The sequence below is a fragment of the Lacticaseibacillus sp. 30 genome (genome assembly GCF_053819265.1).
Genome location: NZ_JBSOQX010000009.1, coordinates 85,887 through 111,679 on the forward strand (window position 1 = coordinate 85,887; position 25,793 = coordinate 111,679).

Here is a 25,793-nt window from a genome sequence, read left to right on the forward strand (position 1 = left end):
AATCATCGGCGTATATTCGTCTAACGTAATATAGATAACTCAAGGAGGTCGCATGGCTATCAAGCATCGTATTTTGGATCGTGAAAAAGTGCTCGCCGCTGCCCGGGTGATGGTGACCCGTGATGGTATTCGTGAGCTCACCTTCCAGACACTGGCTAAGGAATTGAATATTCGTTCCCAGTCGCTATACAACTATTTTAGTAACTTGGATGCCGTGATTGAGGCGCTGGGGACTGAATTCATGCACAACTTACATCAAGAACTCATTGAACAAGTCAGTGGCATTGCTGGCAAAGACGCCATTCGCACTTTTGCGCAAACCACGCATCGCTATTTCGAACAGCAACAATCATTGGATGAAATTATTTACTTTGTGCATCATTTTCCAGAAAGCAGTCCATTTGTTCAGGCAACCGGCGATGTGATCGGCTTATTAAAACGCTTGATCACCCATACCGAGTTCAAACACATGGCAAAAGAAAGTTTCGTCCAAAATTTTATCAGCAGCGTGCTCGGTTTTACCGTTCTGGAAGTCATGGGCTTTTTGCCAGATGGCCAACCTAGCCGCGATACGACTTTTGAATCCCTGCTGGATCTCTATCTCAGTGAAGTAAAGGAGTAACTCGACATGATCAAAGATGAATTTAAGTTCATCGGCAAAAACAAACTCATTTTGCTCTCAGTTCTCGTCATTACCTTAATCCCATTTCTCTACTGTATCTTCTTTTTGAAGTCAGTCTGGGATCCTTACGGTGACACCAAGAATCTGCCAGTAGCAGTGGTCAACCTTGACCAACCTGTCACCTATCAAGGCAAAAAGCTTGATGTTGGTGCGCAGACTTTGACCAAGCTTAAGAAAAATCGTCAACTTGGCTGGCATTTCGTTTCTGAAGCAGAAGCTAAAAAGGGCATGAAGGCAGACAAATACTACACTGTCATTACGCTGCCAAAGGATTTTTCCAAAAATGCCGCCACCGTCTTAGACGAACATCCTAAGAAAATGACGCTGAAGTACGAGACAAATGATTCACTCAACTATATTGGCCAAGTCATCTCCGGCATCGGCGTTGACAGTCTCAACTCCGAAATTCGGGCTAACGTGACCAACGCTTATGCCAGCGCAGTTTTTGATCAAATTAAGACTATCGGTAATGGCATGAAAACGGCAGCCGGCGCCGCTACCCAAATTGATGCTGGCCAAGTCAAACTTGACGATGGCATTGATCAGTACACCGTCGCCGTTTCGCAAGTAAATGACGGCGTGCAAACGATGAAGGTTAAAGTTGCACCGATGTCCTCACAAATACCTAAGCTCGCAAGCGGCGCTAATCAAGTCGCAGGTGGGTTGCAAACGCTCAATGGCAGTACGACAAACCTAGCAAGTGGCGTTAATCAGCTTACGGCGGGATCTGGCCAAGTTACGAGCGGTTTGGGAACCTTGCAATCGCAGACTGGCACACTTAAATCTGGTGTAGGGCAGCTTGCAACCGGATCAACTAAAGTGACTAATGGGCTGGGAACTTTGCAGTCGCAGACTGGCACACTTAAGTCTGGTGTAGGGCAATTAGCAACAGGATCCAATAAAGTTACTAGTGGTTTAGCGTCTTTGCAGTCGCAGACTGACCCACTCAAATCCGGCGTAGGCCAATTAGCAACGGGATCTGATGCGGTCACCAGTGGCTTAAACACATTGCAGAACCAAGCAGGACAACTTGTTGACGGTACAAATCAATTACAAACTGGTTCAAAAAAGCTAACAACTGGTGTCAAGAACTATACGCAAAGCGTGACGACACTCTCTAACGGCATTGATCAGCTTGCTAGCAGTACCAGTTCCTTAGATAATGGAACAAAAGCATTGGTAACCGGTTCATCTCAATTAACACAAGGTCTTCAACAAGTAGGCAAATCCGTTGATTCACAAAATCAGCAAGCTGCCTCATCCTTGCCCAAGCTTCAGAACACTCTCACTGAATATGAAGCTAAGTTAAAATCCGAACCCAATCAAAACCCAGAATTGATTGCGGGCTTTGAGCAAATTCAAGCAAGCGTCAACGCTTTGATTTCTCAGACTCAAACTAATGGCGCCAAAATGGCCACGACTCTCAGCCAAAGCTTGATTCCGGGTTCGGAAGAACTAACAAACGGTTTAACGACTTTGAATCAACAAGTTCCGACTTTAACGGCAGCAATTATTGGCCTTCAAAGCGGTTCAAAACAAATTATTGCAAACAATGACCAACTGGTAACTGGCGCAAACAATCTGACTAACGGCATAGGGCAAATGGCAACACAAACACCTTCACTAGTTAGAGGTGTAGATCAGCTTTATACTGGCTCTAACCAAGTTTCAGGAGGCCTTGGCACCCTGAACCATCAAGTTCCTGTACTCACCAGCGGCGTCAACCAACTTTACGCCGGTTCTAGTCAAGTTTCTGGCGGTCTTGGTACTCTGAACAGCCAAGTACCAGCACTTACCGGTGGCGTCAATCAGCTCTATACCGGTTCTAGCCAAGTTTCAGGAGGCCTTGGTAGCTTAAACAGCCAAGTTCCTGCTCTCACCAGTGGTATCAACCAACTCTACACGGGTTCCAGCCAAGTATCCGGCGGTCTTGGTACCTTAAATGGCCAAGTTCCGACACTTACCAACGGTGTCGGTCAGCTAACCAATGGTGCCAGCCAAGTTGCTGGCGGTGTCAATCAATTAAACGCTAGTGTGCCGACACTGGTATCCGGTGTCAATCAACTCGCCGACGGAACCGGTCAAATCAATGACAAGAGCGACACACTCAAATCTGGTTCCAGTCAGCTTGAAGACGGCGACAAGAAGTTCGCTAAGACACTTACCAGCACCGCACGTAAGGTCAATGGCATTACGTTAACCGGTGATACGGCAAAGATGTTCGCTGCACCCACCAAGACAGCGCAAAAGCATTATTCTTATGTGCCAAACTACGGCCATGCACTTGCCCCATACGTTTTGAGTCTGGCACTTTACGTTGGCGCCTTGGTCTTCAACTTTGCCTATCCAATTCGCAAGGTTTCCAGAGCAAATGGGACGGCAACTCAGTGGTTCCTGAGCAAAGTAGCCATTGGCGGAGCTGTTGCCCTTGGCACCGCAGTTCTCGAAGCAACTTTGATGATGGCGACCGGTCTCAAGGTCGACAACATCGGCTTGTTCTATCTGACCGCGATCCTCTTCTCCTTTACCTCAATGTATCTGATTATGTTCCTCTCAATGGCCTTCGATAATCCTGGTCGATTTGTGGCGATGGTGGGGTTGATGCTGCAATTAGGTGGTGCCGGCGGGACGTTCCCGATGGAGATCACCAATCAGTTCTACAACGCCATTCATCCATTCCTGCCAATGACCTACTCCATTATGAATTTCCGGAACGCGCTCACCGGCGGCATTGCCAATAGCACTGTCAACCTCGGCTTCATGGTATTGATCGCCTTCACGATCGGCTCGCTCCTGTTGCTGTGGGGCACAATGATTCTCTTACAACGTCATCACTTAATGGGTATCTCACAACTCGACGACAATCAAAAGCTCCAAGCTGTCGAAAAATAAACTTCAAGACGCAAAAAGATCACGACAATCGCCGTGATCTTTTTTTGTCTTCAATGCTTGAACTTTGTCACCTTGTCAGCAATCGTCAGGCCAGTATCTTCAGGAAAATAGTTAATTTTCGCATACACCATTTGACTAGTACCGCCTGCCTTCGCTGTGACAATCGGAATTTCTTTCAAAATCGCCATCAGCTGATCATAATCGCCTTCCATTGTGGTTTCAAAAGCACTAACTTCATAATTAATTCCGGTTGATTTGATATAGGCGATCACCGCATCAACCACTGCCAAGACCTTTTGTTTCTCTGGATACATCGGTAACACTTGCACAGCAACGCTAGCATTCATTTTTAGGTCTCCCTTGTGACAGGATTGCCAAAACAACTCACGAGCAAAAAGCATTTATTTATGAGTCATCGCTGACGGATCGGCGGCGTGCCGCCACTTGCCGCTACCCGGATCATCATGGGGCGGCTCCACTTGAACCGCTTCCGGCGGCCATGCCGCCTCAGTCAAATCTGGCTGCAGCAAAAACCGGTCGTCATACGCATGCCGAACTTGCGTTTTACCATGTTCGTCAATCAAGGCATGCCATTCGCGAGCTTCGTCTAACGTGATTTGATCAAGTGCTGGCGCAAAATCAGCCTGCATTTTAGCATAGTTCGTATACGGTCCAAAACCGAGCCGGTTGAAAAGACGCATGGCATACGTATCAGCTACAAAAGTTTTTTTGCCAAAGGTGTACATTAGCATGACATCCGCCGTTTCATTGCCAATGCCATTTAGAGCCAGCAGAGTTTCACGTAACTCAGCTGCCGGTTTTTCTGCAATCTTCTCAAAACTACCGCCTTGGGCCACAAACCACGTCAATAGATCGTGAATCCGCTGCGCTTTTTGCCGATAAAAGCCGGCTGGCCGCACCAACGTTTCCAGCTCTGATTGCGATAACGCCATCAAGCGATCAACCTGCATGTAAGGTTGCAAATTATGCACGGCTTGGGCAACATTCTTTGAACTGGTGCGCTGAATGAGAATCATCATCAGCCAATCTTCCAATGAATGCTGCTGCCACCAGTATTGTTTGCCATAATGACGGCTCAGATTATGCATGACGATTAAGCGTTTATCCATCTTTTCACCCCTATTCCCCTATTAATATCGCACATTCTTCTAAAAATAAAGTAAACTGGTCCTATCAGCAGTTTTTGCAAAACGCGGCGCAGTCCTGTTAGGAACCGAAATATAAGTCGTTTTAAGCGTGACAGTCAAGCGCTGACTATTGCGACCAAAAGCCCTATCTGCAGGTTTTGGGACTGGAGCATGCGTTTTATAAGGAGGCAAACGTTATGACCATGATCGTGGTCTCAGATATTCACGGTCATCTGGAAACAATGGATCGAGTGCGGGCGATGCAAGCAAAGTATCCCCATACTTTGACCGTCTATTTGGGTGACTACATTGATGGCTATCCATACGGCGGGCGGGTGCTCACTCAAATTCGCGAGCAAGTGCAGGCGAGTCAGGCAATCGCGATCCGTGGCAATCATGATCAGATGCTGCTGGATTATCTCGCCGACAAAGATAATCCATGGTTCATCAATGGCGGCAAGGCTACCTTACGTCAAATGGTGCAAGATTACACGCCAGCTAAAGCGCGTAAAAGCAACCTACAACAAGCCGTGTTGACCTACATGTCACCGCTGATTCAATTCATCGCCGAGATGCCAACTGCTGTTGAGTTTGACAAGCTGTTGCTCATTCACGCCGGTCTAGACCTCTCGCTGGAAGACCCTTTAAAAGAAACGACGCCATTTAATCGAATGTGGGTCCGTGAGCCGTATATCTATAATATGGATGAAACCAAAAATCGGGAACATCCCATTTTTGCTCACAATCCGATCGCTAAAACAATTGTCACCGGTCACACGCCAACTGCCTTGATTTATGGCGACTATGAAAACAATGTCAAACCATCTCTACCACCAACTTCATTCAGTGACGGTTATCCTAAATGCCCGGTTAAAGTCATTCAATATCCTGACGAATCACCCCGGTACTTTATTGATGGCGGCAATCATATGACTTATAAAGAAAATTACGGCAATATCTGTGTTTTCGATGAAACGAAAGGAGTCATGATTGATTCAGATCAGGGGATTAACGCCAATTAATTGTCTGTTTGCTCGTTCATTCCTCAGAAGCTTATGCAGACACAAAAACCATCTCTCCTTCAGTCGAGAGATGGTTTTTTAATTGAGAAGTCATTAACGCTTAGCTCAATGCCATGACATCACGGACGATCATTAATTCTTCATTGGTCGGCACGAGCAATGTTTTGACAGTTGAATCTGGTGTGCTGAGATCAGCTTCAACACCGTGCGACTTGTTGTTGATGTCATTGTCGATTTTAGCCCCGAGGTAATCGAGTGAACGCATGATCTTGTCGCGAATCTCGTCACCGTTTTCGCCGATCCCGGCTGTGAAGACAAGCACATCCACGCCGTCCATCAAGGCTGCGTACGAACCCACGTACTTCACAACGCGGTTAACGAAAATATCCAATGCCAGTTTGGCGCGTGGCTTGGTATCTTCGTCAGCTTCTAGATCCCGCATGTCGTTGCTGATGCCGGAAATACCGAGCAGGCCGGAATCGTTGTTCAGGATATGAATCATTTGCCCCACATCAGGGACATCAAGTTTCTTCATGAGATAAGCCACAAGTGATGGGTCAATATCCCCGGATCGTGTCCCCATCGTCACCCCGGCTAACGGCGTAAAGCCCATGGAAGTATCAATAGACTGCCCGCCTTGGACTGCGGTAACACTGGAGCCTGAGCCTAAATGCATCACAATCATCCGTAAGTCTTCTAACGGCTTGTTAAGCATCTCAGCTGCCCGCGCGCTGACGTAACGCACACTTGTCCCGTGGGCGCCATATTTGCGAGCACCATATTTCTTGTAATAGTCATAGGGAATACTGTAAAGGAAGTTCTCAGGTTGCATGGTTTGGTGGAACGCCGTATCAAACACTGCGACTTCCGTGGCCCATGGCATCATCTTTTTGAAAACATCAATGTAATCTGCTTCAACCGGATTATGCAAAGGCGCATAGTCACGCAGGTTTTGAATCTGCAACAAGGTAGCATCATCAACTACAACGGATTCGGCAAAAGTCTCCCCGCCGGCTACCACACGATGGCCCACACCAGTAATCTCATGCAGATGTTCAACCAACCCTAACGCCTTGATGTTACCCATCAAACTGGCGACGGCTTCTTGATAGTTAGCAATTGGCGTATCGCTTTCATATTTCTGCCCATCACCATACTTAATTTTAACTTTTGATTGCGGCTGTCCCAACCGATCAACCAAACCTTCTGCCAGCTGAACCTCAGCTGGCATATCAAAAAGCTTCCACTTCAGGGTTGAACTGCCTGCGTTGACTGCGAGAATTTTTGCCATTGTTTTTTTCCTCCTCTAAACGGGTAGTCGGATTGCCGCACACGTAATCGCACAGCATCATGACTTTTTCTTGGTTTTCGGCGAATCGGGGTCAGGGTGTTGCGCATGCCAGGCCTTGATCTGCTCTAGCCGTTCCTTGACCTTGGCTTCGCTGCCTTGAGTCGTGGGATGATAGTACGTTTTGCCGATAAGATTATCCGGCATGGTTTGCATGGTCGTTAGTTTATCTTTTGTGTTGTGAGCATATTGATAGTCCTTACCATAACCCAGATCCTGCATCAAATCCGTTACCCCATTTCGAATCTGAAGTGGAACTGGTTCGGCCAGCGTTTCGGTCGCATCTTTCTTTGCACCTTCATACGCTGTGTAGAGTGCATTCGATTTCGGTGCAAGTGCCAAATAGGTGACTGCATGTGTGAGATGAACCGTGCACTCAGGCATCCCAATAAATTGACACGCCTGATAAACAGCAATTGTAATCTCCAATGCGCGTGAGTCGGCCATTCCGATATCTTCGCTCGCAAATCGAACTAGCCGCCGAGCGACATACAAGGGGTCTTCCCCTGCTTCCAGCATTCGAGCCAGCCAATAAATGGCCGCATCAACATCGGAATTGCGCATTGATTTGTGTAATGCTGATATTAGATTATAGTGCTCCTCACCATTCTTGTCATACAATAAGGCTTTCTTCGTCAACAACTGGGCCACATCTGCTTGGGTGACCGTTATCACGCCGCCTTTGGTTTCGGCGTTTGTCACCGCCATCTCCAAGGTGTTCAAAGCGATTCGAGCATCCCCGTTAGCAAAATCAGCAATCTGGGCTAAGAGCTTTTTGCCGATCTTAACCTTCTGCAGACCATAACCGCGCGGATCTTTTAACGCTCGCTGTAACAGGTCAACCAATTCAGCACTGGTCAAGCCGTGCAACACGAAAACCCGCGTCCGTGACAAGAGCGCCGCATTGACTTCAAACGAAGGATTCTCGGTTGTCGCACCAATCAGGATAATGCTGCCGCGTTCGACATATGGCAGAAAGGCATCCTGCTGCGCCTTGTTGAAACGATGAATTTCATCAACAAACACAATAGTTTTCTGACCCAGCTCGCGATTCTGTTCAGCCTCTTTCATCACCTGCTTGATTTCTTTAATCCCGCTGGTGACTGCTGAAAATGTCACAAACTGTGCCTTCGTTCGCCGAGCAATGATCCGCGCCAATGTTGTTTTACCGACACCAGGCGGACCCCAGAAAATCATGGAACTAATCTCGTCATGTTCGATAAGATTGCTGAGCACCTTATCCTTCCCTAGCAAATGCGTTTGGCCGACAAACTCATCAAGCGTCTGTGGCCGCATACGACTCGCCAAAGGTTGGAAGTTACCATTTTGAAATAGACTTTGATCCATATGCTCACCTCCGATCAACGTCCAGACTTAATATTAAGCGTTTTCAGGCCGCGGCGCAAACATTCAATTGTTCTATTATTGTGTTACCATCATGATAAGTAAATTAATAACCAAACAGCGCTGCTGAATCACGCGTTTTGGCCACAGTAGCAAAGCACTTTAATCAGGAGGAATCACACCATGACACAAATGCCTTCATCACTACAAGGATTTCCAAAAGGTGAATTTGCAGCTTTTTCAACTGCAAAAATGACCCACTTCTTACCTTACTCACAAGAAACCAGCACTGACGACTTGAAAGGCTTCTTTGGCGCAAATTACCAATACCTCACCAAAACCCCGATTGGCCGTCTCAAAATTGACATCCCCAACACGGAGCAATTGATTGTACAATACGGTGAGATCATCGCTCGCTTCACCAATGGCAAATTCAAGATCATTGACAGCACCTACTTCCACAAAAACTTCAATGATCCGCTAGTAGATGAGGATGAAAAGGGTATCTATTAGCCAACGTTAGGAGACCTTTACTTCATTAAAAAATGCAGCCGCGGCTGCATTTTTTAATACCTTGAGTGGTGCTTATGCCTCGTCGTCACGAAACTTGGTTGGCAGAGCAAGAATGACAATCTGAACGATGATGAGGAGTAACGCAATTAAGCTTAACGGCACATTACCCGCATTTCGATCAAGAGTTGATAGAAATGCTGATACGACGTTGAAAGCAATCAACCACCATGGACTAACGCCTGCATCTTTGAATCGCCGCCAACCAACTGTCAACGCTGGCAGAGCTAACATTGACCACGCGTAAATGATGGCGAAAAGAATGAAAACGATGATGATTGCACCAGTCCCAAGCGAATTCACAAGATGGTCAACATTTTGGCTATTAAATCCGCTGACTGCCGCGCCACCAATAATAATTGACATAATTGAGAAGAGCATAAACAAAAAAGTAGGGATAATGATAATCACGCTAAACAGAATGCTCCACCAATATTGGCTGCGACTGGATTCACCAGTAAAGTCACCACCGCGGATAAAGAAGTCCTTAACCGCTGTACCAAAACCAACACCAATCGTACCGCGCGTGTTAGGTTGAGCCGGAAACGGAACAACTTTCTGTTCTCGACTCGGCAACAATAGAATGACCAAGTTAGCAATGCCGCCAATTAAAGGAAACAGCAATGCCAACCACCAACCCATGCCGTTAACCGCTAGTAACGGGCCAATAAAACTAATGATAATAATACCCAGATACCACCACGGACTAACTTTGGCGTCACGATAACGGCGAATCGTTAAGCTCAATTGTGGATAGCCAAGATACCCAAAGATTGAAAATGCCAACGTTGTCAGCGTGAACATGATATTGCTGCCTAACGAATGACTATCCATGAGAGAAAATGGAATCGCAATGCCGAACAGAACACCAGCAGCCAACCCTAATAAAAATTGGGCAAGGAAAAGCCACCAATACTGTGGTCGTGAACTAACACCCTTAAAGTCACCGGCCCGAAAGAAAAAGTCCTTAATAGCCGGCCCAAAATCGTTTTCTCTTTTCATCGTGCCTCGCCTCCAAGTATTTGTTAAGGCGAGTATACCATTTGCGGTCATCTCACCAAAACTTTATAACCTTCATAAACTTAAGAATTTTATGCACTGGCTTCGGCATGCCACTGAACAGGTTGATCACACTGCTCTCATCATGCCTTTTTCACCGTGCGATCGGCTAGCCGCAAATCCAGCAGTTCTTCAATGACATTCTCCCAATCTTCTGGTCGCGGCGGTGACAGCCAGATGACTTTTGAAATGTCCGTATCATGATAAGCATTGACCAAATCCGTGATAATCAATTTAGTTTCTGGCCGGACTTCGTTGGTCACCTTGACATTCAATGTTGAAAAGTACTTGATGTCGCGTTCAATAATGGTGTTGTACTCCTTGCCCAGCGTGAAATCAACACAGACATAAAGTGGCTCCAGAACCTTGTTCAAAGGCACATTGGCTGCCAAGGTCAACAAACAATGGTAAAACATAAACTTCGACTGATTCCTATCCAACTTAACCGACCGTGTCTGGACAAATTGCTGACAATAGTCAAAGAATTCGGGATACATTCTAAAGAAGTAACTGACTTCAATATGATCATCAAAGAATTCACTCCTAAACGGCAAGGCCAGCACATCAATCAAACACTTGTTGACAACGTATTCGATATTGGCCTTCTCAGACAATGTCAACTGTACATCAAAATTGGCTTCAAACCCTTGAATGAAAGCCCGGCCGTGCTGTTTGATTGTATCGGGAAAAACGATCTCCTCCGACGTAATAATGCCAATAATGGCAAGGAACGTCCCAAAATAATCGCACTCGCTGTCAATCGTCTGGTCGCTTGCGGTAAAATGCGCCTGATAAATCGCAATAACCCGTTTTCTGGTTTCCAGCGTGCGCTCGCGAATATTGCGCACCAAATCAACAATTTCCGGTGATGTGGCAATGACATGCCCTTGCTGGAATCTAACCAAACTGATCAAAAAATACGCTTTAGTCTCAATGAGCTGACTCATTGACGGCGTTGCTTCTGTCATCTTCAGCAACTGCAACAGCTCATGCAGCGTACTGCAAACATTGTCATCAAACCCGGTTTCATCAATATGCGCAACCACCATGATTTTCGTCAGAAGCAGTCTAATCGCCAATTCATCACCGGTCAGCTTGCCATCATTACTCAGCACAATGCCCCAACTTTTGAGCGTATCCCGCAGAGCCGTATACCGTTTGTACATAAAGGCATAACTACCAAAGTGTTCCTCAGCAAACTCGGTCAGATTAAATGCTGGTGGTTCGTGCATCAGCGTCATCAAGATCTTAATTTGAAGTGACTGCTTTAGATAATGTTCCAAAAAAACCGATGCATTCGTATTGTGATATTCATGCAAGATAACGGTAGTGTTCGTCACTTCGATCGCAAAAAAATCACTCAAGTCGAATGCTGCAATATCTTCAGCAATCTCTTTGGTCTGGCGTTTAAAAAGATAATATGAAATCTGCAATTTATCTTGCAACTCGCTGTTCTTCAATTTGCGATTCGGATGCTGATCAAGATAATACAGTAACTGAAGTTTCTTTTGATCGTTCTTTTCCATCAGTTCAAGTAATTTCACAAAATCCACCTTGTTTTTGAGATCGTACCTGTACGTGCCAGCAATGTTTTCCCAGCAAAACGGTAAGCAATATTGGCCAAATATGCTTGTTGTTGCGTTGTTTTCCCACTTTGTTTGTACCTGTCCACATCAAAAATTCGCACACTTTGGTCATCGGCAGTAAACATGTCCGATAACCAAATGTGCAAATTTTGTTGGGCTGCTTTTTCTTCCGCTTCAGTGTCCTTCACGAATTCTCATATTCCTTCTTAGTCAATCTAGTGTCACGACAATGTTGGTGCATCCCATGCGGACCTAGGTTCGACACAAGATACCGTTTCAAGAAGACTGTTCCAATTCGCCAACGTCTCAATGTTGCCATTGATTCATTCGCAGCCCTGTCCATTAGTTTTATCGACTAATTTAATCACTGAATACTTACGAATATTGTACCATTATTCTTATTCATCCTTGATCAGGACGCTTGCTCCTTCTTCTTTCGTTTGAAAACAATGACGAGTAGAAGCGCCACAATCATGATCAGTACAGCGACAACAGCAATGAGTGCATACAATTGCCAGCTATTATCTTTTTTAATCGAGACATCTTTTTGATTCAGATTTTTGGCCACTTTATCGGTAATCGTGAATTGCTTTGTCAGCGTCCAGTGATCATGGTAATGCTGTTTGCCATCAGCTGTTTTACGAGTCATCCCGCCATCTGCCTGCTGATTGCCATACACCTCAAGATGAGCAACATACGTACCTGGCTTAAGCGTCTTGCCTTCTAACGCAATTGGAAAATCGAAGGTCGTGTCCGGCGCCATTTGCAAGCCTTCTTTAGCCACTTGATAGACAGATTTATCCGAACCTTTAGCCGTAATTTTGGCATCAACCGCCACTTTGTTGACGAACGTCGCGGCATCGTTTTCCATGGATGCCAAGATCACATTGCGGTAATTGATCTGACTCGGCTTAACATCATTCAATTTCACATGAGCCGCTACCTGATCAGTGCTTTGTTGCATCAATAAGCCAATCACGTAGGAGAAGCGATTGTTGATGGCAACCCCTTTACCTGCATCTTTTGCAGCTTGATCACCTGGCTGATGTTCCTTCAAGGTAATGCCGCCTGCCATCACGCCATGGAGTGGTTTGCTTGGCATGGTCACATCAAGATTTAAAACCGTGCTGCCTTTAGCGGGGATCTTGACCTGAGCTGGCGTTTTGACATAATCCTTCATGTTAAAGGCAAGGCTTTTCGCTGGCTTGATGGCATTTTGACCGTATTCAACCACGCCGTTAATATTCGTCGTTGCACTGGCAATGCCAACATCCACAGCCACCTCTTTTTCTGTATCGTTTCGCAAGTCAACATGCAGGGCCTGCTTAGCACCCTGATCCATTTTGATGTCAAAATAGCTAACACCTTTATTGACCTGATTGTCTGGCATCTGGGCCTTGGCCGCAAAGTTCAATTCTGAGGCAAAAACATGGGCTGCAGGGGTCATCAACATGGCAACAAACGCCGCTATACAGAAAATTGCTTTTTTCACAAAGGATCTCCTTGTCTTTTAAGATGTGATCGGTCATGTCTATTCAAGTTGGAACTAGATGCTAGAAAATGTATGTGCGCTAACGGAAACCAATTGCGTCCAACATTTTCGGAGAATCATGAGCTTACTTGTTATCTGGTGTATCCGTTAAAGTCCAGGTGAATGTTGTCGCATACTTTTCAGCGTATTTCGTCGTGGCGCCTGGGACGGTCAATTCAACGCTGCGTGCCGCATCATCGGCATCTTTGCCCCAGTTCAATAGGTGCGTGCCAGTACCTGACCCGGTTTTAGCGTTCATCACCGTTTGCTCTGCGCCTGGGACCAAGGTCATCTCGGCTGTACCATCAGGGTGTGCTGCGGTGGAGGCGGTGACCACATGCCCATTCTTAAGCCGAATTTGTGCACCAGTTAATTCTTTCCCGCTAACGGACGTGAGTTGGTCATTTTGCTTCACAACTAATTTCCAACCGGCTTCGGTGCCGCGATTATCGGTGACCTGAACAAAGTTGGGTCCCACTTTTTCCGTACCTGCAGCATCTTGATATTTTTGTGCTGCTGCAAAGTAAGTCTTGGTTTCAGAAGTGATTTCTTGCTTGCCAAAATTGAAGCTGGAAGCAAAATCAATCGACAATGGGCCTTGTGTCCCTGGTTGAACAACCTTCTTCGGATCCTCCGCATCAATTGGGGTGGCCGTTTTAGTTGGATCAAGCGGATCGACTGGTTTTGTCACTTTTTCTGTTGGCTTAAATTCAATTGAACCGTTCGTGCTGTACACACCACCATTAGTTTGGGCAGCGAGTACGGTCGTGGCATTGACGGCCATGGTACCCATGGCTGCAGCGGCTGCTAATAAAACAAATTTTTTCATCATAACACTCCATTTTTTAGTTTTCATCGTGCATCTTTGTCAGGTGCCAGCAATCTTTGTTGTCAGTGATGACGCTATGCGAGGCTAATGATCTTTGTCGGTTTGCTGCTTTGGTGCTAAGTCCCCCCCGAATCACTGTTCCACGTGGCTCTTTAGCTTTTTGGTGACGGTGTTGTGTTGGTTGGCGTTGATTCTAACGTCCAGGTCAATTCGGTGACATATTCCTTGGCCATCTTCGGCGAAGTTCCAGGCACCGCCAACTCAATTGACTTGGCCATCGTCTGTTCATCCCCGAATCGATAAATCCAAGTGCCCATGCCCTGATCTTTAGCAGCCGCAAGCGGTGCGACCTCAGCACTGCCTGGCACAAGCGTGATTTCCTTTTGACCAGTCGGCGCGTACTGCTGATCAATTGTTGATGTCACATTTCCATTCAAGAACTTCAACTGAGCACCGGTTAATTCCTTAGTGTCATCATCTTTAACTGAAAATTGTTTTTCTTGCTTCACTTTCAATGTCCAACCTTCAAACGTCCCGCGCTTGTCGGTCACCTGAACAAAGTTAGGACGATCCACGGTCTTGCCGTCATCCTGTGAGAAAACTTGCGGCTTCGCATAGTACTTAGCATCGTCTGCGCTAATCATTGCTTCGCCAAAAGTAAAACTGGAAGCATAGTCCAAGGATAGTGGTCCGGTGGTACCATTGGTTGCCGTGCCAGTTGGGTTGGTCGGATTAGTCGGCTTACCTGGCTTGGTGTCGCCTGGATCAAGCGGATTCTTTGCTGGTGTCCGGGTGACATCGGTTTTAAACATCACCTGACCGTCTGATACAACTTCAGTCGTTGCCCCAACCATTGAGACTGGCATGCTGCTGAGACCAATCAGGGTTAACCCTGCCAGTGATGCCACTAGATAACTTTTTTTCATTTTTTAATTTTCCTCTTCCTTGTCTTTTCCATTTCGTTTGAGAATCAAAAGCAATGTGATAATGAGTATCGTCAACAAGCCAGCCATGCTGCAAAGCCAAGCTTGCGTTGTACCAAGCCGTGGCATGAAGCCGAACTGATCCGCATTCGTTGTTTGCGCATCAGACCTGTCTTTCGCGCCATCAGTTTGCCCTGTCCCTGCTTTTTTAGCCTGACTGTCAGTACTAGCGGATGACGGTGATTCGTAAAAGCCAACTTCAGCGCCTGAGGTATAGCCATCCCCTGCTTCGGCTGCATCAACCTGTGAAAACGGGTTGCAGGCGAAGCCCAATAAGAGGACAGTCAGTAAAATCATTTTTTTCATTTCATTCTGTCCTCCTTAATTAGCCGGCACATCTTGTAGCGACCATTCTACTTTTCCCGAGAAAGTGCCCAGTTTTTGTTTCTCAACTGGAATCGTCAACTTAAACCCACGGGCACTGCTGTCAATCGTTTGATTCCACTCACTGCTAACATCGCGTTGATCGACATCAGCTGTTTCTTCAACTAAGATGCTCTGGTCAGACAGAACCTGTTCCTGCCCTGTTTGACTGATATAACTCATGTTGCCAGTCACATCGATCTCACCATTTTTGAATGGTTGAATCACTTTCATCGATAGCCGAGACTGTTTTTTGGCAATCTTTCGACTGTCCTCAATTAACAATTTCCCACGAATCTGCGGTCGCACAACCTGAGTCTCACTGCTAATGAGCAAGGTGCCAAAATCAAAGTCAGGCACTTCCACCAGTTTTAATGCGCCCGACTGTTTGTCTTTCTCATCTGGCTTCGGTTGATCCGGCGGCTTCACATCTGGAGCCGTTGCTTTAAATGGTGAGCCATTGCGGGTAAACCTCAAGGCTGTGCTCTTTTGAATGCGATTCGCCGCCGATTTGTCTAACTTGGTTGGCGTACGTTCAACTTTCTTGCCATTCAGTTGCCAATCGGAATCATCTGATTGGGTTTCTAACAACTGATTATCGGCATAAATGTCATAACCTTTTGTCTCGGCACTGAACGGGGCAAAAATCAGATTCGCGGACTTTCCTGCCGTTAAACCAGTGGGACTTTTAGTACCGTGATCACCAGACCCGAACGATAACTCGTCGGCATTGTCAATCTTGATCGTGCCATCTCCTGAGTGGAAGAAATCACCGCGAAGGTTTTTTAAGTCCGCCTTGGCGCCGGGTCCAAGATTGATGCTTGATGCTTTCGTAAATGGCGTGGCTTTGGTTGTTTGGATCAACAACTGCCCATTCTTTTGGACATCTACCACTAAATCGTCATGGTGATACATGAGGGCACCGTCATTTTTGTCCGTCAGGTAAGCATCCAGAACGGCATCTTCACCAATTGTGATGCGATTGTTGTGATGAGCGAGCCCATCGGTGTAAACCAAGGCATTACTGCTCACAACTTTCAGACGAGCGCGCTTTTTCAATTCCAAGTTCAGCGATCCGGCTGATGCCCAGAATGTTCCGAGCAGCGGATTGTCTGCCATTTCAATCGTGGTATCTGAATCTTCTTCAAAAAGGTAATTCGTTGCTTCAGCAAATTCCTGAACTAACGCGCCTTTTTTCATCGTATAAAATGTATTCTTACCTTTGAAAACGATCTGGTTGCTTGGCTTGCGGATATGGAATGGTTGAGCGCCGCGATCAGAATAGTAATCAACATTTTCAACGATGATCTTGCTGTTTTCAGTGTGATTGTCGGCTGGTGCGATCCCATAGTAGTTATTGGCTGATTCAGCGACATTACGATCACCGATTTTCAAGTTCTTAAAGGTGATGCTAATGTTACTGGCGTTAAAGTAGATGCCGCGATGCCAGTTTTCGCCACTGTTGTACATGTACGTATACTTGTGATCACCATCGATCGTGACTGAGTTTTTCACGGGAATCGCTTCGCGGCCAATATTGATGTCAGCCGTTAATCGCACATAAGGAATCCCTTTCTCAATCGCTTCTTTTAACTCGGCGGTTGTTTTCACCGGGCATGGATGATCTTGATCAAACACTGGCGCTGCACCAGATCGCAACCGACTATCTTCAATTGATCTTTTTGATCTGGCCGCAGTTGGCGGTTCTGGTTTGGCCGCTGATACTGCGACACTAGCAGATGCAGCAGCTTCTTTTGAAGAACTTGCCGACGATTCTTTGGCTTGCGTCGGTTTTTCGACACTGGCAGATGCTTTGGCACTTGATGCGGTCGCCTGTGTCGTTTTCTGCTGACTGGTACTAGGCTGAGACGTCTTACTTGAATCAAGGATACTTTCAGCGCCAGACACTAAACTGTCAGTCGCTGAGGTTGAAGACTCGCTTGGCATGAGCGATTTAGCAAGTTGCGTGCTCGCGCTTGAGACAAGCGGCTGTAACAACATCAACCCAGACAAAAGCCAAAAAAAAGCTGCTTCATTCGTATCACTCCCCCTTCTCAATGTTATTGATTATATAAGCGAGTTCTATATTCTGTCATTTTTTCTTTTTATTTGAATCATGAAAAAATAAAAAATGATTTGTGTAAATCCTCACACAATCACTTTTTGGCCACTTCTCAAATGACCATCAATAACCACTAAGGGCATCGTGTCTTGACAGATGGTCTGATATCTCAAAAATGAAATCAGCGTTTTTTAATAATCGCAGCGTCAACGGATTGTTCGCCATTAGGCTCAAAGCACGCATGTTGCGCAATCTATGGTAAGCTAACGTCATCACCATCACGGAGGCTATAACATGCAAAGTTTTGAGAAGTACCATCCAATCATGTCCGTGCATTACACCATGGACTGGTTGACGACATTTAAAATCAAGGATATTTTCCAGTTGCGCGCCGATCGGCAAATTGCCGCAGAATCAGGCCGTGAATTCGATCAAGAAATCACCGACACGGCCCGCTACATCAATCGTTCCATGCGCCTCGTCATGAGTAACAACGCCTTGTTATACGGGATCAAGGATCGTGCCAATGGTGATTTTCTTGGCAGTTTCTGTATTTGGAACTTCAGTGAAAAGAAAACCGTTGCCCAAGTACGCTTCGAAACCTTGGCCGAGCGTCAAGGTGAAGGCGTTATGAGTGAAGTCCTCAAACGGATGCTTGGCTTTGCCTTCTTTGAATTAGGTCTCAAACGGGTTTATGTCATTTTGCCAGCCACCAACGAACGAGCAGCGAAATTGTTAGCCGCCAACGTCTTCACACAGGTCGGTGATTATCACCACGACCGCACTTTACCGGATGGCACCAAAGTTCCACTGGCGCGCTTTGAATTGACGGCTGATGCTGTTGCCGATAATGACGCCTTTCATTTTTAATCAACGCACCATAACGCGCTCGCCATTGCAGAAACCTACAGGTGATGTCCTTGAAGCTAATTGACCAAGCCTGGGTCATTTGGCTTCAAGTCCCCTATGTTCCGACTTCCAAACACGCCTGCTCGCGCTCAAAAAAAGATCTTTGTACAGAACGCCACACGCGTCCGTACAAAGATCTTTTTCGTTGTTTTAATGCTCATTTGCTCAACATACTTGGCTGCCGACTGACACCCAGTCTTGGCACGCGCCTATCGTTAGACCATTGGCGCCGGAAACAAGGTCATCATCACGAGCAAATACCCCGCCAACGCCGGAATCGCAATTAAGGTGCCCATCAAGCGGCTAAAACCATGTGACGCACCAAGTAATCGCAAGCCTTCAACAATCGCATCCATGATGAAGAAAGCCCCGGCAATGGCCGCGAACAAAGCACCAGTCATGACACTCAATCGAAACATGACCACACTAGCCACAATTGCCATGACGGCTACCAAAATCTCCATCTTCATCAATCGTTTGTACTCTGCAGGATTATCCAAAAAATTAAACATCGCTGGCACGCGCTCCTTTTGGTCTGACAAATCTTCAATGTCGAGAGCATACCACGCCTGCCAGGATCATTAGCCTCAGAGCCAAGAATTTTGAAAAGACCTTAAGCACTTTAACGAAAACGCAACCCTTGTCTTTTCACAAGAGACGTGGTACCTTTTGCTTACTAAATGTAAGTAAAAGGAGCACTGACCATGGCTAATCAACTCACTGGATTGCATCACTTGACCGCCATCACCTCAAGTTCACCAAGGATTTTTCATTTTATGAGCGGTATTTTGGGCCTGCATCTTATCAAGAAGACTGTCAATCAGGACGATGTGCGAACCTATCACCTGTATTTCACCGATGATATGGGCACTGCTGGGACAGACATCACCTTTTTCGACTTTCCGGGGATTCAAAAAGCTCAGCATGGTAATAATGAAATCGCGCGTACCAGCTTCCGCGTTCCGTCTGATGCCGCGCTGACCTATTGGATCGATCGCTTCGACACGTATCGGGTGCATCACGATGCGATTGACGAGTTATTCGGCGCCAAGATCCTCCGCTTCCATGATTTTGACGGTCAACAGTACCAACTCATCAGTGACGAGCATAACCATGGTGTTCCCGCGGGCACGCCTTGGCGCCATTCAACCGTTGATCCGCAGTTTTCGATCGGCGGCCTCGGCCCAGAGTACATCACCACCGACCACTACGACGAACTTGTCGGTGTTATGACCGATCTGCTTGGCTTCAAGCAAATCGCCAAGGAAGGTCAATATACCTTGCTTGAACTCAATGACGGCGGCCACGGTGCGCAAGTCATTATCGACTATCAACGGTTGATTCCAGCCGCTTATCAAGGCTTCGGCGGCGTTCATCACCTTGCTTTCCGCACCGATGATCGCGACAGCCTCCAGCATTGGATCGAAAAAATCGGTGCTGCTGGTTTAAACTCATCAGGCTTCGTTGATCGCTTCTACTTCGCCTCCGAATACTTCCGACCAATTCCAGACATTCTGTTTGAAATTGCGACAGATGGTCCAGGCTTCCTACTAGATGAAACCTACGAAGAAGCCGGTGTTCACCTCGAATTACCACCATTCTTGGAAGATCAGCGCGAGGCAATCGAACGGAATTTGGTGCCATTTAACACGGAACCGCAGACGGCGGGGAAGGCATAGTTATTTAGTCCGAGTGTTCTAGTTCGGTGGCTGAATTGACGGCTCAGTTTTTAAAAACCTTGGGGTCCACAATATCTTGTAAATAAGCCTTACCTGCTAAGATCCTGTCAGAACTTGAATAATTTCTGACAGGATCTTTTTTACTTCGCGTCAACCGTTGTGTATAAGCATATTGGTTTACTGTCATGAAGCTACTGCTTGCTGTCGCCAAAAACCGGGTTAATCAATGACATTTGATTTCTTCTGTTCTCGATAAGGAAGGAATGATTTGACAGCTCCAGAGTCAACCTAACTTGTAAGGACGCGTTAGATAAGAAATAGCTTTAGAGTGACCATGGTGAAAATGTCTTTTATTCTTAAGCTTAAAGTAAAAACAGAGACCATCATATGACGTGGGATAGAAAGCCAAAGAAAAGATGAGATAATTGATTTCACATCAATGCTGATAGTAAAATAGAGCAATTATCGGAACGCCTTTGAAGTTTAATAGTTTTTATGAAGTGTTAACCAAAGAGCATAAGTCTTTCACCATAAATAAACACCCTGAAACTCTCGAACGGTTTTTTCGTGCAATGACGAGAAAGAAATTGTCAAAATGAAAAGCAAAAAATCAATTTTAAGTCAACTTCCAGAACTCATCGCAGATCCTACTACAACTGGATCTGAACTAGAAATCTTGAAACACGCTGAAACTCGACGACAAAAGGGTGATAACGAGGAAGGAATCGCCTTCGAAATTAGAACAGGACTGCAACCCTTAGCTATTGGACAAAAACCGTCTCCAAAGGTTGTAGATTTTCTCACTGAAATTGCGGCTCAGTACTTGGGGATGGGAAGTAGAGGAAACATCATATTCTGACTAAATATTGGTATGCCCCATTACAGAGTGTTTTTTTAAAGTAGTAACATATTCAGTCTTACTTGTTCTCGCTGCTAGAAAGAAGAAGTAAAAACCTGATCCGCTGGCGTTAAGTGGATTCTTCATTGCTTGTTAAAAATATAACATCATTGAAAAAGGAAACCTATCAAGATTTAGCATACTCAATCTTGATAAAGATCTTGAAGCAGCTTACTTAATTCGGTCTCATCAATCAATTGTTTAACTTTGTCTCCCATACCTGAGTCACGGCGATATGCCATCACAACCTTAACCGAGAGTTGATTTAAAGGTACTTTGATGATATTGCATCTTGTTGCATCGAAATGGCGATGTAAACAATATTGTGGTACAAAAGTACATCCTAGTCCATGATAGGCCAAATTTGCAGCTGTTTGAATGAAACGGACATTAAAAATGGTCTTTGGTCGAATTCTCTGTTCATCAAAGAAAACATCTAGTTGCCTCATAAAACCCGATCCTGAATCTAATGTAATGTAATCAACTTGACGAAACTGAGGTGCCTTAACTGGTAATGTCAGAATTTCTCGGCGTCCTGAAGTAAAAAGTGGCGAACTATCATTGACCAATAAATAGACTGGCAATTCGCAAATAGCATGATACATAATCTCATTCGAAAATATTGGCAATAGCCTTAACTGAGCATCAATTCGCCCAGTTAACAATAAATCTCCTAATTCACTGGAAATTCCTTCGGTAAATGCTATTTGACTTTCCGAATGAACTTGATGGTACCGATAGAGTAGTGGCGGTGCAACATTTGTTGACATCGACTGATTGATCCCAAGTCGTAAATGAGTCACATCTGCCATCTTTTCAAGATCGTGCATTAATTTATTGTACTGATTATTTAATTGTTCTAAGGCGCGAACATATTGGACTCCCATTGAGGTTAACGCGATCGGTCTCCTACTACGATCTAGCAAATGATATCCTAACTGGCGTTCGTTTTCGGTGACAAATCGACTAAGATACGGTTGTGAGATATATAATCGCTTAGCCGCAGCCGTCACACTACCGGCAGAAATAATAGTACGCAAATAGGTCAAAAGTTGTGTTGTATCTTTCACCATGGCTACCCCCCAAAAAAGCGCTATACCCTACAAGTTATACTAGTGGAATTGAATAAGTATTTCAATTATTTTGTGAAATATTATACAGTTCACTTGTAAACAGAAATGGAGGGGTGTTCATGATATCAATGGGATTTGATCGTTATGGTCTAGATAAGAGACAACCAATTGTTGGCTTTATTGTGCTTATATTAACAATTGTTTGGGCAATTACATTAAATCAAAAAGCGGGATCACTACCAATGGCTCTGGTTGCTGGGTTAATGATTGGTTATACTCTGACTCGCTCACGATATGGTTTTGCTGGAGGTGTCAAGCGAATCTTTTATCGAGGAGAAGGAAGTCTAACAATTGCGTTGCTGGTTATGCTGGCAACAACCGCACTCATTAATTTTGGTATCCAATGGTTCGCAGCAAGTAATGGTGCTATACCAGCATGGGAAATTACCAGTGCCAAACAAGCTTTAATCCCTGGCACGCAAAATGTTCGAATTGGAAATATTTCAGTCATCATTGGTGCTTTCCTTTTCGGCATGGGTATGATTATGGCTGGCGGTTGTGCTTCTGGAACGCTATCCGACTTCGGTGAAGGCGAAGGCCACGCTTGGATTGCTTTTCCTTTTTTTGTTCTATTCGCTGCACCCGGCCAATATTTTGGATATATTCTTGATAATACAACTATTGGCAAAATCGGAGTTAATGTTTGGCTACCACAATACATTGGTTACTGGGGAGCACTTTTACTGACAATAGCGATTCTCTTTGTCCTTTACCTCATAACGAAATATTATGAAAATAAAAAAAAGGCAGCTGGAGCTTGGCTAAGTCCAAAGTCAGACTGGGCAGACTATGAAAAGCCAATACCACTTGATGAAAAACACCACTTCAAATGGTGGTCTTGGACAACTTACCATAAATTATTTATCGAACGATGGTCTTTTTTGACTGGTGGCATCGGCATTACCCTTGTCGCAAGTTTCATCATGATTACCACAAACAAAGCTTGGGGTGTTACAACTCCCTTCGTCACTCTTGATCAAAAAATTTTCCAATTATTTGGCATGCAGTTCCACTCGCCAGCTTTCGATGAAACAGCAAAAGCTATGAGCGGTCCACTACTTATGGATGGCGGAACAATTCGTAACATTGGCATTGTGTTGGGAGCATTAATTGCATTCTTAATGGCAGGTCGGTTTAAAGCCAATCTCAAAATGACTTGGGCAGACTTTAGCGGCTATGCATTCGGTGGTGCGTTCATGGGACTAGGCTCACGTATGGCGCGTGGTTGCAATATTGGAGCACTTTACTCTTCCATCACCAACTTTTCATTGCCGGATATATCTTTATGTTTTTCCTTGTTTTAGGGGCAGCCTTTGCAATCAAGCTATTCCAAGGAAAGCTTGATTTATGCCCTATGTACATGCCAAAGAAAGTCCTTAAGGAGGATATTACCTATGAGTAAAAAAATTATTGTTGTCGGTGGTGTTGCAGGTGGTGCTTCAGTAGCTGCACGAGCCCGAAGACTAGATGAATCAGCAAAAATTATCATGTATGAAAAAGGCCCAAATGTATCCTTTTCCAATTGTGCATTACCATATCACCTATCAGGTATGATTCCAAATGCCGATGACATTGTGCTAATGGACCCTGTTCAGTTCAAGCGTCAATATAATATTGATGCCATTGTTAACCACGAAGTTATCTCAATTGATGCTGTAAATCGGGCTGTGACAATTAAGAATATGCAAACCGGTGAAACTGCAATCGATCACTATGATGATTTGTTTTTATCCCCAGGTGCAGTGCCAATTTTACCAAAATCAATTAAGGGTATTGATGGATCCAATGTTTTCACGATTCGTAATGTTGACGACATAAAAGCCTTAGGCGATGTTCTTAAAAAGTGCAGTATCTCCAACATCTCAGTTATCGGTGGTGGCTTTATCGGTGTGGAAACTGCCGAGAATTTAGTGAAGGGTGGTTATCACGTTAACTTAGTTGAAGGCGCAGATCACATCTTGGCAACAATTGATCAAGATATGGCACAGGTGGTTCAAAAAACAATACTAGATAACAAGGTCAACCTAATTGTCCGCGATACATTGACTGCCATCGGAAAACACAGCATCACACTAGCTTCCGGACAGGAATTGCCCAGTGACATAGTTATCATGGCAATTGGTGTCAAGGCTGATACTACACTGGCACGAAAAAGTGGCATTAAACTTGGTAAAACAGGCAGTATTCAAGTTAACCAATCATTTCAAACCAATTTGCCACATGTTTATGCTGTGGGCGACGCAATTGAAGTTTACAGTCGCCTTCTACGCCGACCGACTCGACTAAATCTAGCTTTTCCTGCCCAGCTTCAAGCTCGTCAGGCTGTAGACCACGCTTATGGCCGGCAAATTCGTAATCGCGGTGTCATTGGATCACAATGTTTACCCGTCTTCAATACGAACGTTGCCTCCACCGGACTAACTGCACAACAATGCCAAGATGCAGAAATCGATTTTCGTTCCGCAATGGTAATTCCCAAAGATAAGGTAGCGCTTATTCCAGGTGCAAAACCACTATATATGAAACTAATTTTTGCTTATCCATCTGGTGAAATTTTAGGGGCACAAGCAATCGGAGAGAGCTCCGTAGATAAGCAAATCGATATTATTGCTACAGCAATTACCAACCACAATTATGTCGAAGATTTAGAAACATTAGAGTTGTGCTATCAACCAACTTTCAGTACAGCCAAGAATGCTGTCAATATGGCAGGACTAGTTGCCACTAACATCTTAAACGATGAGTTTAAACAGGTGATGGTCACAGATGTTAGGTCACTTGTTGAAGCTGGGGCCACCATCATCGATGTCCGTGAGCCTGATGAATACGCGGAAGGTCATATCATCGGGGCAAAGAACATTCCAATGAGCGTATTTCGAGACCATCTCAAGGAAATTCCCAAGGATCGTCCCGTTTACATTCATTGTCTGAGTGGACAGCGCAGTTACAACGTTGCCCGTGCGCTGGGTAATCGTGGATACCACAATATTTACAATATCGCGGGTTCTTTCTTAGACCTTTGTGAATTCGAATATTTCGAAGATCAAACTCAGAATCGTAGACCAATTGTTACAAATTACCGCTTTGACTTACTTTAGAAGAAAAGTTAGATGTCTAGGCTTAGACGGTCTAGATATTTTTGTTTATTGATCTTTGGGGGGTTGCATGATGACACCTAGAAAAAATTTATCTAGCCTCAGTGGACGTTCGCTCATAGTAGTAGGCATCTTGGGATTATGGTGGTGTATAACCAGCTCTCATCTTGTGTCAAGTGTTCTATTACCAGCCCCTACTGATGTATGGATAGCCATGTTAAATCTATTTAGATTTGGTTATAACGGTACTCCTTTTTGGCAGCATTATTTGCTCACACTGACACGAGTGGGAGTTGCCGTCAGTAGTGCCATTATTGTTGGCATTCCTTTGGGATTATTTAGTTCTTATAATACAACAATCGGTAGTTTAATCGATCCGATTATTCAGTTTCTCCGACCTATACCGCCATTGGCATATTATACACTATTAATCTTATGGCTAGGAATCGGTGAAGCGTCAAAAGTATTGCTGCTATTTTTATCGGCGCTGCCTCCAATTTATCTAGCTGCATACGATGCCGTGTCAGGGATTAATATTGAATATCGCAATAATGCCGCTTCACTAGGAGCCAATTATTGGCAAATTTTTCTTCGAGTCATTTTTCCTGCTTCATTACCTGCCATCATGACTGGTGTACGCTCTGCAGTTGGTATGGCGTA

The 25,793-nt window shown here is 45.1% G+C and carries 24 protein-coding genes; 10 read left to right on the forward strand and 14 right to left on the reverse strand.

Going from position 1 to position 25,793, the window contains the following annotated elements; genetic code table 11:
• Positions 1 to 52 precede the first annotated feature (52 nt).
• Together ACWPAB_RS07835 and ACWPAB_RS07840 are read left to right on the forward strand one after the other, a co-directional pair.
• A complete protein-coding gene (locus tag ACWPAB_RS07835; protein WP_003562844.1) occupies positions 53 to 622 on the forward strand; it encodes a TetR/AcrR family transcriptional regulator in 570 nt (189 codons plus the stop codon).
• 6 nt (positions 623 to 628) lie between these two features.
• Entirely contained in the window at positions 629 to 3,574 is a 2,946-nt protein-coding gene (locus ACWPAB_RS07840; protein WP_003577380.1) for a YhgE/Pip domain-containing protein, read from the forward strand.
• A 50-nt stretch (positions 3,575 to 3,624) separates the two neighbouring features.
• Here the strand turns inward: ACWPAB_RS07840 and ACWPAB_RS07845 are convergent, their stop codons facing one another.
• On the reverse strand, positions 3,625 to 3,921 hold the full coding sequence (locus ACWPAB_RS07845) for a thiamine-binding protein (RefSeq protein WP_003562840.1): 297 nt from the start codon (positions 3,919 to 3,921) through the stop codon (positions 3,625 to 3,627).
• A 54-nt stretch (positions 3,922 to 3,975) separates the two neighbouring features.
• Positions 3,976 to 4,704 carry an endonuclease III domain-containing protein gene (locus ACWPAB_RS07850; protein WP_003573072.1) on the reverse strand — a complete coding sequence of 243 codons (729 nt, stop codon included), beginning with the start codon at positions 4,702 to 4,704 and terminating at the stop codon, positions 3,976 to 3,978.
• Positions 4,705 to 4,919: 215 nt separating this feature from the next.
• Here ACWPAB_RS07850 and ACWPAB_RS07855 point away from each other — a divergent pair, with 215 nt between their 5' ends.
• Entirely contained in the window at positions 4,920 to 5,744 is an 825-nt protein-coding gene (locus ACWPAB_RS07855) for a metallophosphoesterase family protein (RefSeq protein WP_003577379.1), read from the forward strand.
• Between the two features lie 100 nt (positions 5,745 to 5,844).
• Here ACWPAB_RS07855 and ACWPAB_RS07860 read toward each other — a convergent pair whose 3' ends face one another.
• A complete protein-coding gene (locus ACWPAB_RS07860; RefSeq protein ID WP_003583008.1) occupies positions 5,845 to 7,035 on the reverse strand; it encodes an acetate kinase in 1,191 nt (396 codons plus the stop codon).
• Between the two features lie 57 nt (positions 7,036 to 7,092).
• The gene (locus ACWPAB_RS07865) at positions 7,093 to 8,439 is read right to left on the reverse strand and encodes a replication-associated recombination protein A (protein WP_003562821.1); all 1,347 of its coding nucleotides are present in this window, start codon (positions 8,437 to 8,439) and stop codon (positions 7,093 to 7,095) included.
• 180 nt (positions 8,440 to 8,619) lie between these two features.
• Between ACWPAB_RS07865 and ACWPAB_RS07870 the strand changes: the two genes are divergently transcribed.
• Positions 8,620 to 8,949 carry a hypothetical protein gene (locus ACWPAB_RS07870; protein ID WP_003573065.1) on the forward strand — a complete coding sequence of 110 codons (330 nt, stop codon included), beginning with the start codon at positions 8,620 to 8,622 and terminating at the stop codon, positions 8,947 to 8,949.
• A 72-nt stretch (positions 8,950 to 9,021) separates the two neighbouring features.
• Here ACWPAB_RS07870 and ACWPAB_RS07875 read toward each other — a convergent pair whose 3' ends face one another.
• From ACWPAB_RS07875 to ACWPAB_RS07910, 8 genes are all read right to left on the reverse strand, one after another.
• The gene (locus ACWPAB_RS07875; protein ID WP_003573063.1) at positions 9,022 to 10,008 is read right to left on the reverse strand and encodes a DUF805 domain-containing protein; all 987 of its coding nucleotides are present in this window, start codon (positions 10,006 to 10,008) and stop codon (positions 9,022 to 9,024) included.
• Positions 10,009 to 10,148: 140 nt separating this feature from the next.
• Positions 10,149 to 11,609, reverse strand: a complete 1,461-nt coding sequence (locus ACWPAB_RS07880; RefSeq protein ID WP_003577377.1) for a helix-turn-helix domain-containing protein — start codon at positions 11,607 to 11,609, stop codon at positions 10,149 to 10,151.
• Positions 11,606 to 11,839, reverse strand: a complete 234-nt coding sequence (locus tag ACWPAB_RS07885; protein WP_003562813.1) for a hypothetical protein — start codon at positions 11,837 to 11,839, stop codon at positions 11,606 to 11,608. Before ACWPAB_RS07885 ends, ACWPAB_RS07880 begins: the two co-directional genes overlap by 4 nt.
• Positions 11,840 to 12,063: 224 nt before the next feature.
• Entirely contained in the window at positions 12,064 to 13,143 is a 1,080-nt protein-coding gene (locus tag ACWPAB_RS07890; RefSeq protein WP_003577376.1) for a DUF916 and DUF3324 domain-containing protein, read from the reverse strand.
• Positions 13,144 to 13,267: 124 nt separating this feature from the next.
• Complete coding sequence (locus ACWPAB_RS07895) at positions 13,268 to 14,011, reverse strand: WxL domain-containing protein (protein ID WP_003568704.1); 744 nt, start codon at positions 14,009 to 14,011, stop codon at positions 13,268 to 13,270.
• A 152-nt stretch (positions 14,012 to 14,163) separates the two neighbouring features.
• Positions 14,164 to 14,937: a WxL domain-containing protein gene (locus tag ACWPAB_RS07900; RefSeq protein WP_003577370.1), complete on the reverse strand. Its 774-nt coding sequence runs from the start codon at positions 14,935 to 14,937 to the stop codon at positions 14,164 to 14,166.
• A 3-nt stretch (positions 14,938 to 14,940) separates the two neighbouring features.
• Positions 14,941 to 15,300 (reverse strand): hypothetical protein, encoded by a 360-nt coding sequence (locus ACWPAB_RS07905; protein ID WP_003577369.1) that lies wholly within the window; start codon positions 15,298 to 15,300, stop codon positions 14,941 to 14,943.
• Positions 15,301 to 15,315: 15 nt separating this feature from the next.
• Positions 15,316 to 17,370, reverse strand: a complete 2,055-nt coding sequence (locus ACWPAB_RS07910; RefSeq protein WP_003577368.1) for a WxL domain-containing protein — start codon at positions 17,368 to 17,370, stop codon at positions 15,316 to 15,318.
• Positions 17,371 to 17,713: 343 nt separating this feature from the next.
• Here ACWPAB_RS07910 and ACWPAB_RS07915 point away from each other — a divergent pair, with 343 nt between their 5' ends.
• The gene (locus tag ACWPAB_RS07915; RefSeq protein WP_003577367.1) at positions 17,714 to 18,289 is read left to right on the forward strand and encodes a GNAT family N-acetyltransferase; all 576 of its coding nucleotides are present in this window, start codon (positions 17,714 to 17,716) and stop codon (positions 18,287 to 18,289) included.
• A gap of 254 nt (positions 18,290 to 18,543) precedes the next feature.
• On the opposite strand, the gene ACWPAB_RS07920 is transcribed toward ACWPAB_RS07915, so the two are convergent.
• Positions 18,544 to 18,840 (reverse strand): hypothetical protein, encoded by a 297-nt coding sequence (locus tag ACWPAB_RS07920; protein ID WP_003562796.1) that lies wholly within the window; start codon positions 18,838 to 18,840, stop codon positions 18,544 to 18,546.
• A 192-nt stretch (positions 18,841 to 19,032) separates the two neighbouring features.
• Between ACWPAB_RS07920 and ACWPAB_RS07925 the strand changes: the two genes are divergently transcribed.
• Positions 19,033 to 20,007, forward strand: coding sequence for a ring-cleaving dioxygenase (locus ACWPAB_RS07925; RefSeq protein ID WP_003577365.1), 975 nt, complete (start codon positions 19,033 to 19,035; stop codon positions 20,005 to 20,007).
• 595 nt (positions 20,008 to 20,602) lie between these two features.
• Positions 20,603 to 20,866 carry a bacteriocin immunity protein gene (locus ACWPAB_RS07930; RefSeq protein WP_016363233.1) on the forward strand — a complete coding sequence of 88 codons (264 nt, stop codon included), beginning with the start codon at positions 20,603 to 20,605 and terminating at the stop codon, positions 20,864 to 20,866.
• 182 nt (positions 20,867 to 21,048) lie between these two features.
• Here the strand turns inward: ACWPAB_RS07930 and ACWPAB_RS07935 are convergent, their stop codons facing one another.
• Entirely contained in the window at positions 21,049 to 21,978 is a 930-nt protein-coding gene (locus ACWPAB_RS07935; protein WP_003577364.1) for a LysR family transcriptional regulator, read from the reverse strand.
• A 119-nt stretch (positions 21,979 to 22,097) separates the two neighbouring features.
• Between ACWPAB_RS07935 and ACWPAB_RS07940 the strand changes: the two genes are divergently transcribed.
• The 3 genes from ACWPAB_RS07940 to ACWPAB_RS07950 form a co-directional block, all read left to right on the forward strand.
• Positions 22,098 to 23,342, forward strand: coding sequence for a YeeE/YedE family protein (locus ACWPAB_RS07940; protein WP_225437628.1), 1,245 nt, complete (start codon positions 22,098 to 22,100; stop codon positions 23,340 to 23,342).
• Positions 23,343 to 23,432: 90 nt separating this feature from the next.
• Positions 23,433 to 25,136 (forward strand): FAD-dependent oxidoreductase, encoded by a 1,704-nt coding sequence (locus ACWPAB_RS07945; protein ID WP_003562788.1) that lies wholly within the window; start codon positions 23,433 to 23,435, stop codon positions 25,134 to 25,136.
• A 67-nt stretch (positions 25,137 to 25,203) separates the two neighbouring features.
• A partial coding sequence (locus tag ACWPAB_RS07950; RefSeq protein ID WP_080647108.1) for an ABC transporter permease occupies positions 25,204 to 25,793 on the forward strand: 590 nt, incomplete at its 3' end.